10 protein-coding genes are annotated in these 9,888 nt (G+C 47.2%); 5 read left to right on the forward strand and 5 right to left on the reverse strand.

The genetic code is table 11. The features are described from left to right. The 5 genes from IPP74_15000 to IPP74_15020 all read left to right on the forward strand — a co-directional run. Window positions 1-560: DUF4143 domain-containing protein (locus IPP74_15000; protein ID MBL0320582.1), on the forward strand; the 560-nt coding region annotated here is incomplete at its 5' end. Between the two features lie 23 nt (window positions 561-583). Next, complete coding sequence (locus IPP74_15005; protein MBL0320583.1) at window positions 584-1,981, forward strand: M20/M25/M40 family metallo-hydrolase; 1,398 nt, start codon at window positions 584-586, stop codon at window positions 1,979-1,981. A 131-nt stretch (window positions 1,982-2,112) separates the two neighbouring features. Continuing rightward, the gene (locus IPP74_15010) at window positions 2,113-2,358 is read left to right on the forward strand and encodes a transposase (protein ID MBL0320584.1); all 246 of its coding nucleotides are present in this window, start codon (window positions 2,113-2,115) and stop codon (window positions 2,356-2,358) included. Next, window positions 2,355-3,188 carry an IS3 family transposase gene (locus IPP74_15015; GenBank protein ID MBL0320585.1) on the forward strand — a complete coding sequence of 278 codons (834 nt, stop codon included), beginning with the start codon at window positions 2,355-2,357 and terminating at the stop codon, window positions 3,186-3,188. Before IPP74_15010 ends, IPP74_15015 begins: the two co-directional genes overlap by 4 nt. A 196-nt stretch (window positions 3,189-3,384) precedes the next feature. After that, window positions 3,385-3,738: a hypothetical protein gene (locus tag IPP74_15020; protein ID MBL0320586.1), complete on the forward strand. Its 354-nt coding sequence runs from the start codon at window positions 3,385-3,387 to the stop codon at window positions 3,736-3,738. Window positions 3,739-4,052: 314 nt separating this feature from the next. On the opposite strand, the gene IPP74_15025 is transcribed toward IPP74_15020, so the two are convergent. The 5 genes from IPP74_15025 to IPP74_15045 form a co-directional block, all read right to left on the reverse strand. Then, window positions 4,053-5,495 (reverse strand): hypothetical protein, encoded by a 1,443-nt coding sequence (locus tag IPP74_15025; protein MBL0320587.1) that lies wholly within the window; start codon window positions 5,493-5,495, stop codon window positions 4,053-4,055. A gap of 56 nt (window positions 5,496-5,551) precedes the next feature. Further along, the gene (locus tag IPP74_15030) at window positions 5,552-6,283 is read right to left on the reverse strand and encodes a WecB/TagA/CpsF family glycosyltransferase (protein ID MBL0320588.1); all 732 of its coding nucleotides are present in this window, start codon (window positions 6,281-6,283) and stop codon (window positions 5,552-5,554) included. Beyond that, complete coding sequence (locus tag IPP74_15035) at window positions 6,280-7,209, reverse strand: hypothetical protein (protein ID MBL0320589.1); 930 nt, start codon at window positions 7,207-7,209, stop codon at window positions 6,280-6,282. Before IPP74_15035 ends, IPP74_15030 begins: the two co-directional genes overlap by 4 nt. Next, entirely contained in the window at window positions 7,202-8,491 is a 1,290-nt protein-coding gene (locus tag IPP74_15040; GenBank protein ID MBL0320590.1) for a hypothetical protein, read from the reverse strand. Before IPP74_15040 ends, IPP74_15035 begins: the two co-directional genes overlap by 8 nt. Window positions 8,492-8,555: 64 nt before the next feature. Next, window positions 8,556-9,410, reverse strand: coding sequence for a glycosyltransferase family 2 protein (locus IPP74_15045; GenBank protein ID MBL0320591.1), 855 nt, complete (start codon window positions 9,408-9,410; stop codon window positions 8,556-8,558). Window positions 9,411-9,888 lie beyond the last annotated feature (478 nt).

Here is a 9,888-nt window from a genome sequence, read left to right on the forward strand (position 1 = left end):
CGGCGCATCGGACGGCCCAGACGATTCAATATGCCGAGCTCGGCCGTGGAGCTTCGATCGCGGCATTGACGGTCCAGAAATACCTGCGGTATCTCGAAATGTCCTACCAGGCAATCTTGCTTGCGCCATGGTTTCGCAACCAGGAAAAGCGGTTGTCGAAGATGCCCAAGATCCACTTTCTGGACATTGGAATCCTGCGCTCATTGACGGGTCGCAGGGGGCCGGTCGATGGAGCCGAGTACGAAAGCGCCGTGGTGGCGGAAATCGTCAAGATGATCCGGACTCTGTCGCTCCCGATTCGCCCTCATTTTCTGCGCACGGTCGACGGTCGGGAAATCGACCTGCTTTTGGAGCGCGAGGATGGATACTTCGCGATCGAAATCAAAATGACAGCGAATGTCTCGCCTCCGGATGCGCGGCACATGCTGGGTTTGCAGGAGATGCTCGACAAACCGTTGTTGGCGTCTTTGGTGCTCAGCCAGGATACCGAGGCCAAGTGGTTCGCCGACAGAAAGACGCATGCTCTGCATTCGGCGTTGCTTCTAGCGGCCGAGACCTGACCCACGACCTACCTTGCAAGGCTATGAACCAGGACGCCTTGCTCGAGAACTGCTCCCGTTCCTTCCCCGACACGATCCGTCGTTTGTCGGAACTTGTCCGCATTCCTTCCTGCTCGTTTCCGGGATTCGACCCGGCGCATGTCGAGGATTCGGCGCAGGCCGTGGCGGCGTGGTTTCGCGACATCGGTCTTCCCGAGGTGCAGGTTCTGCATGTCGACGACATTCCCCCGTACGTGATCGCGCGCGATCATCGTGCGGGTGGCGACAAGCCAACGCTTTTGCTGTACGCCCACCACGATGTGCAGCCGCCAATGCGCGAAGAACTGTGGGAGTCCAAACCCTACGAGCCCACTGTCCGCGATGGCCGCCTGTATGGGCGCGGTGCCGCCGACGACAAGGCGGGTGTGGCGCTCCACGCGGCATCCATCGAAGCCTGGTACAAGACCAGTGGCGCGTTGCCAGTCAATGTCACCATCCTCATCGAAGGCGAAGAGGAAGTGGGATCCGACCACCTGGAATCGTTCATCCAGTCGCACAAGGAAATGCTGGCCGCCGATGTGGTGGTGATCGCCGACCTGGCAAATTACGACACCGGGATTCCGTCGCTGACAGTTTCGCTGCGCGGATTGGTAGCGGTTGAAATCGAACTCAAGGCGCTGCGGCGTCCCGTCCATTCGGGCCTGTGGGGTGGCACCGTCCCGGATGTGATCCAGTCTTTCTGCCGGGTTTTGTCATCATTAACAAATTCCGACGGATCTGTCGCCATCGAAGGTCTGTTGGATGGCGTGATTCCGCCCACCGAGCAGGAGCTGCTCGACTGGAAGAGCCTGCCGTTCGATCGCGCCAATTTCGCGAACCAAGGTGGCATTCCCGTTGGCGTCGCGCCCATCGACGGTGTGAACCTGGGGCGGCGTCTGTGGCGCACTCCGGCAGTTTCCGTCAATGGCATCCAGTCGGGAACCAAAGGGAAGACTGGAAATGTTTTGATGGATTCGGCGTGGGCGCGCATCGGCATCCGCATCGTGCCAGGCATGGATCCGCGCCGCACCATGGAGTTGCTCAAGGCGCACCTGCAGGCGAGGGTGCCAGCGGGAATGGAGCTCACTATTTCGGAGGAAAGTCTCGCGCCTTCGTGGGGAACGTCCACCGAGCATCCCGTGTTCGCTCTGGCCCGACAATCTTTGTTTGTTGGCTACGGCAAAGCGCCGGTGGCCATCGGTTGCGGGGCGAGCATCCCGTTCGTGGAAGCCGTCACCGAGGCGTTGGGCGGCATTCCCGCGCTATTGGTGGGCGTGGAGGATCCGTGGTGCAACGCGCATTCGGAGAACGAATCGGTGCATCTGGGCGATCTGGAGAAGGCGATCAAGAGCCAAGCGGTGCTGTTTGGATTAATGGACAGAAGCTCTACGAGTGAGGAGTGACCCGTTCCCCTGCTGACGGACGCAACGATCAGGTAGGTTGGAGTCATGGAAGTTAAGGCCAAAAACGAAGCGCCGCGCATACGATCCTGAATTCAAGGGCGAGCGGTTAAGATGGCGTCGAAAGCCGCAACATTGCCGAGACAGCTCGTCAACTCGGGGTTGGCTACAGCCTCCTCAACGGTTGGATCAACGCTGCGGAGCTTGCTCGGAGCAAAGGCCAGGGGCTGGCGATGGCCTTGGAGGAGAAGGCCCGATTGGCCGCCTTGGAAAAGGAGGTGGCCAATCTCCGCGAGGAGAACGAGATCCTAAAAAAAGCCACGGCGTACTTCGCCAGGGATCGAGTCCCTCCGAGAAGTACGCCTGGATCCAAGGGATGAAAGGCTCTCACAAGGTTGGCCGGATGTGCAAGGCGCTAGAGGTCAGCCGCTCAGGCCTGGACGATTGGAGCAAGCGCGACAAGACTCCTGACCACCAGGAATTGAGGGTTGCGATCCATACGACCTTCAAGCGGTTACGGTGCAACTACGGTCATCGGTCGATCCGACGGGAATTGGTCAAGCAAGGGCATCACCATGGGCGCAAGCTGATACTTCGTCTGATGTCCGAAGAAGGATTGAGGCCCACGGCAAGCCTTCCCAAGCCTTACGGCAAGGGGAAAGGCGGAGAACATCGAGTTGCCAAAAATCGTCTGAAACGGAAGTTCGAGGTGAAACGCGCGAACCGGGTGTGGACCTCCGACATCACCTACATCTGGACCGCTTTCGGTTGGGTTTACCTCGCGGTGATTCTGGACCTATTCTCCCGTCGGATCGTTGGGTGGTCCGTCAGTGACAAGCCCGATACGACGCTGGTCAAGAGCGCGTTGTCCAAAGCGATTCGGCTACGGCGCCCAAGGCGTTGGCGCCTGATGTTCCACTCAGACCAAGGCTGCCAATACACGTCCATTGACCTTCAGCAGTACCTCCGCGATTCGGGAATCCTGCAGTCGATGAGTCGGAGAGGCCAGTGTTGGGATAATGCGCCAACGGAGAGCTTCTTCGGAACAATGAAGCAGGAAACAGGCATCGCCAAGTTCATTCTGGATGACTGCAGTGCCGTGGAGATCGCCATGCTAGATTGGATCGACGGCTGGTACAATCAGACCCGAAGACACACCACGCTCGATGGATGCAGTCCCATCGAATTCGAACTCAAAATGGCTGCGTAACTTGTCCGCTCAGAGGGGGACGGGTCAGAGTAACCGTTATTAACCCACTCAGCTATATTGAGACTACCACCTTCCAAACTAGACGCTTCAGGTTGTATAATCCATCCAAATACTTATCCTCACCTTCACCACAAGGTTGAGAGTAGAATCATGCGTATATGGTGCCGTAAAGCCCTGTTTTCTCAATGTGATGCCTATGGAAAGCAGGTTATCATTGTGGCCCAAACGTTTGGTGAATTACCATTTTGTGCAGCCCAAAACAATAACCCCCGGAGTGGGTACGGTATTAAACAGAGAGTGTTACATCAATGCGCAAGGTGGCGTAAAGTTTGTAAAATTCTGCCATATTGAGAATATATTGACTGTCTATTCATCGAATCATAGCTGTAAATCTATAGACTCCATTCCATATGGGAAAGATGATATTTTGAAGACTGTGGATATTGGCGATTGCGTGTGGATTGGAGCTAATTTAAGTATTTTGCCAGGGCCAGCTATTGGTGACGGTGCAATAATCAGTGTGGGTGCAGTGGTACGAGGTGTACCGTAATACCTTCGTGCGCAATCATGGCAGGCAATCCAGCTGCAATTGTCGGGGACCGTGATATTTTGAGTTATCAAAGACTTGAAGATCTGAATGTATTTGTTTGAGGAATAAGAGCTTTACAGGTAATGGCTTGGTAATGCCAAATAAGATATGAGAACGCGATAACGATTGGAGTTTTCTATTGTTGAATTGATCTGATTAAAAGGTATTTGTACGCAAATCAATGAAAAGTCAATTCGGACTCTCGCGAAATCCGTGAATCAGTTCGAGAAAACCGGGTGTCGCTTGAGGTGGAATCCTCATACAAAGGTATGAGTCTAGTACCTGAATTCGAGACGTAAAGCAACAGGTGCCGAGGGCTTGACGCTTTGCGTATTTGTCCAGTATATCACCTTTGCAAGATCAAACCAAGCCGTCGCATATCCGAAACTCCAACCCATATGGATTTCGTTGCGTACCCCAAATTTTCCTCCTCCGGCGAGAAAAGTTTTCTGAGTAGTTTCGTTATCTGAAAGAGTGTCAGTCCAACGCGACCCCATGTCAGCACCTTTCCATACAAACTCCATAGAGGATTCAAGATGCAAGTTCCCACAGGCTCCATACCCATTGATATTAATTGAACGTGAATTTGGGCCATTATGATTACCTAAAAGATTGCCTTGATGAGTAGCTTGGACAGTTTTCTCAACGTAATGTGTGTAAACCCATGGTTCAACATGTGAATATTCAAAAATAAGGCCAAAATCGCTCTCATGCCAGCGGAAGGCATAATGTGAGCCAACCGTATATGCCCAGCGGTTTTTCCAAAGACCATTGAACAGGCTGAATGGCTCAGACATATCGTCGATTAGAAATTCACTGTACAATCGTAATCCATGGAATGGTCGAATCTCAACATCAAAAGCAAGCTCACCATTATTGCCATCTTCCAATCCTTGGCCCTTCTCCATAAAAAGTGGAGCGAAAGGAAAAATTCCAGCTGGCTCTTCGTGATTATACAGAAACATGGCTTCGCTTGCGCCAATCGTGAGCCAGGAAGTTCCGAGCCATTCATATCGGTGGGCGTATAGGGACCGCGAATCAGTGTTGCTTCTGAACCGGCCAGATCCATCGATTGAAAGCGTCGCCCAAAGAGAGTGGATCCGAAAGTCGCCCCATTCCAACTGCCAGTCAAAGAATGGGTAAGGAGAAGAATAACTGCCAAGTACCAACGGGTATTCAACGGATGGCCCCCAATGCACCTTGCTGCGCCCAAAACTGAATTGGCCGAAAGTGGTCATTGCATTTAGCATCCCCTCGTAGCGGCTATATGAGGTATAAGAAAGATTCGAATTGTCTCCACTCTGTTGAAATTCTTGATACTGTCCGTCCCAAGACCGCAAACTTTGTGTGGTTTTTGCCATAACCATTTCTGCTTCGACCCAAAAGGCAAGATTGTTGGTGGTTCCTACTAGCCGAGCTCCAGCATCCATAGCCCACCCATACTCGTCATCAGGATTACGAAATTCAAGTCCAATGAGAGGGCTAAGCCTGAGGGTTGTATCACCATGCTTAAATAAATCGAGGGATTCTATCTCGCCAGAAAAAAGCTGAGGCAAAGCATGACCGATTTTGCCAGAATCAAGTGCTTGTTGATGGAACGCTCGCAAGAGTTGGGGCAAACCGGAGGTGCGGAGGGTCCGAGCGTCATCGAGATGCAGTAAAGGCAGTGCAGTAACAAAAAGACGACCAAATACAGCAAGAAGACAAATTGAACTCACGCTTCTACCTGCCAAGGGTTAAGTGACAATCTCTCCGACCTAGACGCTAAAACTTGCTAATTGGCAGTGCGAAAAAACGCCTTGAATTTACCAATTAACAACACAACCCAATCGAAAAAGAAAAGCCAAAAAAACAAGTGATATTGAATCAAATATCGCGAAATCAACTTTGGCTCGTCGATGATTCTGTAAAGCCAGCGTAGATTCAATTTGTCGTACAAAGATGGGTAATAATCAAGCCGCTTTGCGGTTTGATGAAAAAAGCCTCCGCAGGTAAACCCGCAGCCACGCCATCCATATTCACGTATTTTTAAAAGGAAAGCTTCTTGCCTTGGAGTTCCCATTCCTACAACCACTACATCTGGAGCAGTGCTGGCTAAATATCGACAATACTCATTTTGATCTTCGCACGTCGAGAAATAACCATTCCTGTACGAAACAATATTTAAACTAGGGTAGCTGTTGTGAATATTAAAAACGGCCATTTCAATTTGATGTTGCTCAGAACCAACAAAAGCAATCGACAATCCGCGCTCTGAGCAAATACGGAACACCTCTGCTGCCATTGATGTCATATCAAAACTTGTTCGTCGAACAGCAACGCCCATAAAAAGGCGTAAAATTATAACTAATGATATTCCGTCGACATGCAAAACGTCTATTTTCCTAAAAACCTCAGGATCACTCCTCATCACCAAATATGACCAAGGATTTATAAATGTAACCAACGAGCCTTCGGCGAGTAATTCCCTGTGAACAAGCTTTTCTTTTAGAATTCGCAACATCATACGCCGGAATCGCCATGCTTTATAGCATAGAAGAAAGTAGAAATGATAATGCCTGAAAAGAAGCCTGCGGCAATTAATAAACGTCGATTTGGTTTTGTCTTCCTTCGTGGGTAATTCATTGAATCAATCATAATGATTGGTACTGATGCCTTCAGTGAATTTAGATTTATCTCCTCGTACTCTTTTCTTGCCAGAAGATATTTCTGTTCTTTTACCGCCTTTTCCATTTCTAATTTTGATAGATTCAACATTTGATTGGCAAGTGCAATGGATCGATTACGGTCATTGAAAGCAGCAAGAAGGCTTGAGGCATGTAGCCATTCTTTGTAGGTCTCGTCGATGGCAACTTCCAATTTTTCCATACTGGTAGAATAGCGTTGGTCCTTAATCTCGGAGAACACATCCAAGGCGCACTTAACTAATGCGTCCCCTCCAGATTTTGCTAGCCAAGGGGATCTTGCAGAATACATCACATTAATAACATTCGCTCGACTTTTCGCATCTGCTTCAACGTTAATTGAATTAGTAATACTTTCAACAACATCATCGAATTCAATCCGATTTGCAGTGTCAACATGCAGCAATTTAAACAGCGGTGTATTTGCCCGGCCTGTGCTATCAGGTATTTGCATCATCATAAATCGATTTATGACTCTCCTGGAAACTAGAATGCTTTGAAATAATTCTACATCATTACTCGGGGGTTTGGCGCCAATTAATGCGGCGGCAGCGGACATCTGACCTTCACCAGAACCTTTTGTAGGAATGAATTGAGCGCTGGCTATATAAACAGGTTTCGCAATAAAAACGGCATACACTCCAGCAATGGCTCCTGCAACAATACCAGACAAAAGAATCACATTCCATTTGACAATGATATTCAATCCCAACTGTTTTAAATTGATTACATCAGAATCCTTATTCATGCAATCCTCCCTTGCTGAAAACTGATCTTGTTTCTATTTGGGATCTAAACCTGGAGCTTGCTTTGGCAAGCATAAAAAGGACTAAAGCGAAATTAGGGTACGCTAGCCAATCATTGGTGAAAAAAATCCCAAAAGAAAAAACAAGAATAGCAAAATAGCTTCGGTTATTTGAAGCCAAAGAGCGAAAAGCTGCGATCAATTGAGACGTTTCCCAAATCAAGAATCCCAAAATCCCGCATTCTGCTAAGACAGAAAGATGAAGATTGAATGGCTCATTGATCATGCTATTGCCAATAGAGCCGCCGACCATTTCGTTAAACATTCCGCGATTCCAAAAAGGCAAAATAAACTTAGACATTTCGGTACTTGGCGTAATAGATACAAAAAAAGGCTGATGTTCAAAATATTGCCCACTAACCATTGCGCCAGCTCTACTTGTAAAATTCCCCAATCCTGAGCCGACCCAAAGATAGCTGTAATTAGATGCAATCATTTGGTAATACTTTTGGATAGCCAAAATCTTAATCGGCGGATTATCAAAATTTAACATTAGCAAGAAAATATTGCCCATATATTCGATGTTCTCACCCAAAAAAAACACTAAAATGCCCAAGCTGGCAAATGTAACAGGGATGACAAATAGAGTCAGTCTCGATATTTCCATCAAGAACAACTCTCTCACAGAAAACGCAACAAACACAAGAGCCACAGTTAAACAAAATACGGCTACAGCAGACATCATACCTGGAAAAGTAGAAAACAATGCCGCTGCCGCTGCATATAAAAGGCTGTTCTTGACAGAATTGTCACTATATCGGATAAACAGAAAATATAAGGAGATCATCATAAGTGATACAGCGAGAGGTGATGAGAATCCGAAGAGAGTGCCCCCTAAAGCGTCCCCGGCACCAGCATATGCAGAAAATACGAAAATGGTCCCAAACTTTACTGCAAGTATTAAATACTGAGCCATCAACACACCACTTTCAACAATAATAAAGAGCTTTAATCCAGAGAGAATATCATCTTTATCAAGCATCACGGAAAGCGCGAAGGCGGAGACGACGGTTGAAAGGTTAAAGCATGCCCATGCCAAATTGTTAAGATTAGAGAAGTGTTGAATAAACGCAAAACAGCCAATGCAATGCGCAACAAAATAGCCTGCGAAAGGGGCGAATATATCACGCGTGCAACAAAGCTTATTTGTCTTTCTAATTTGCAAGATCGAGAAAAATACCAACAAGAGAGTGGCTAAATATCGATTGGGGGAGTGGACAATCATTAGAAGCCAAAACGACCTTGACGTAAAAAGGTCACGATTAGGCTGGATCGCATTCAAGGCCAATTCAAATACCTAAAAGTTTCTTCATTTTAAAGCGCCAAATATTATGCTGTACGAATTTAGCCGCAACTATAAAAATGAATCGAGATAGTGTAAATGGATGGCCGCGAAATTCCTGATATAAAAGCGGCAGTGATTCGATTTGCTTTAATCCTTTGCGGCGTCGGATTTGGTTTTCAATAAGAAGCGCGTTATATTGGTTTCGCATTTTCCAGTTCATTGAAACGGAATTCGGCTTTAGCCTATAGTGATACAAAAACTCTGCCGAATTAGCGAAATATACTGATGGATCTTCAGATACTCGTAGAACGAAATCCCAATCTTCTAAATATTTAAAGTTGTTGTTATATGGATAGTCACGATACAAGTCAGAAGACGCCAAAATCGTTCCCGGCATCATAACACTCCGATTCCATAATCTGCGGAATCCAGCTCGTATTTCCTTATTTGACTGGGGGTAAATGATTTCTCCTACAAGATTTTTGTCTACGTCCATTAATTTAACATTTGACCCAATCATAACTCTCGGCTGATTACCAGCCAAGGAGAGTAATTTTTCAATCCTATCATTCGGGACAACATCATCGGCATCCATTATTAAAATGTATTGGCCTCGTGAAATGTCTACTGCTAGACTTCTTGCAGCAGCAGGACCCATTCCTCCTCCGCGAATCAACCGAATTCGATCATCAATTTCTGCTCTTTTTTCAGCAATTTGATAAGTGGAATCGGTTGATCCGTCATCAACAATGATTAATTCGAAGCATTCGTGCGATTGTGATAGTATCGAATCTATGGCTTCGCCAATGAATTGTTCTTCATTTCTTGCCGCCATTATCACGGAAATGCTACTTGTCATCTTGATCCTTTCCGTTTCATGTCCCGAATTTTTATAGCGAATGATTTAAAGACTTGAAACGCAAGCACAGGTATGAATACGCAAAAACCAATGGCGTTTGTGTGCTGGTATACAATGCAAGCACGATCCAATTGTAATTGGATTAGTTTGCGATGAGAGGCTCCGCCCCATTGATACACTCCAACATCTTTATTGAATTTTTTGAACGTTTTTCCTTGATCCCACAATCTCCAGAACAAATCATAGTCTGCGCATATTTTATAGCGCAAATCATAAAATAGTACGTTGCTATCTTGGAATTTTATGAAGGCGGATTGATGGCATAACGGCACTTTAAACCAAAAATCAAATTGTGATGATATCCGCTGTTGAATCCTAGACAATTTGCCATCGCGGTTTTGAACCAACATGTTGCCATATACAACGGATGCGTCTGAATTCGCATTGCAGAAAGCTGCAGCATCAGAGAGTACATCAT

This window comes from Alphaproteobacteria bacterium (assembly GCA_016722515.1).
GTDB lineage: Bacteria > Pseudomonadota > Alphaproteobacteria > Rickettsiales > JADKJE01 > JADKJE01.

What these genes read in the sequence shown, in the direction of transcription:
- IPP74_15005 (MBL0320583.1), top strand. Translation starts at nt 584, where the DNA reads ATGAACCAGGACGCCTTGCTCGAGAACTGCTCCCGTTCCTTCCCCGAC.
- IPP74_15015 (MBL0320585.1), top strand. Translation starts at nt 2,355, where the DNA reads ATGAAAGGCTCTCACAAGGTTGGCCGGATGTGCAAGGCGCTAGAGGTC.
- IPP74_15020 (MBL0320586.1), top strand. Translation starts at nt 3,385, where the DNA reads ATGGAAAGCAGGTTATCATTGTGGCCCAAACGTTTGGTGAATTACCAT.
- IPP74_15030 (MBL0320588.1), bottom strand. Translation starts at nt 6,283, where the DNA reads ATGATGTTGCGAATTCTAAAAGAAAAGCTTGTTCACAGGGAATTACTC.
- IPP74_15035 (MBL0320589.1), bottom strand. Translation starts at nt 7,209, where the DNA reads ATGAATAAGGATTCTGATGTAATCAATTTAAAACAGTTGGGATTGAAT.
- IPP74_15040 (MBL0320590.1), bottom strand. Translation starts at nt 8,491, where the DNA reads ATGATTGTCCACTCCCCCAATCGATATTTAGCCACTCTCTTGTTGGTA.
- IPP74_15045 (MBL0320591.1), bottom strand. Translation starts at nt 9,410, where the DNA reads ATGACAAGTAGCATTTCCGTGATAATGGCGGCAAGAAATGAAGAACAA.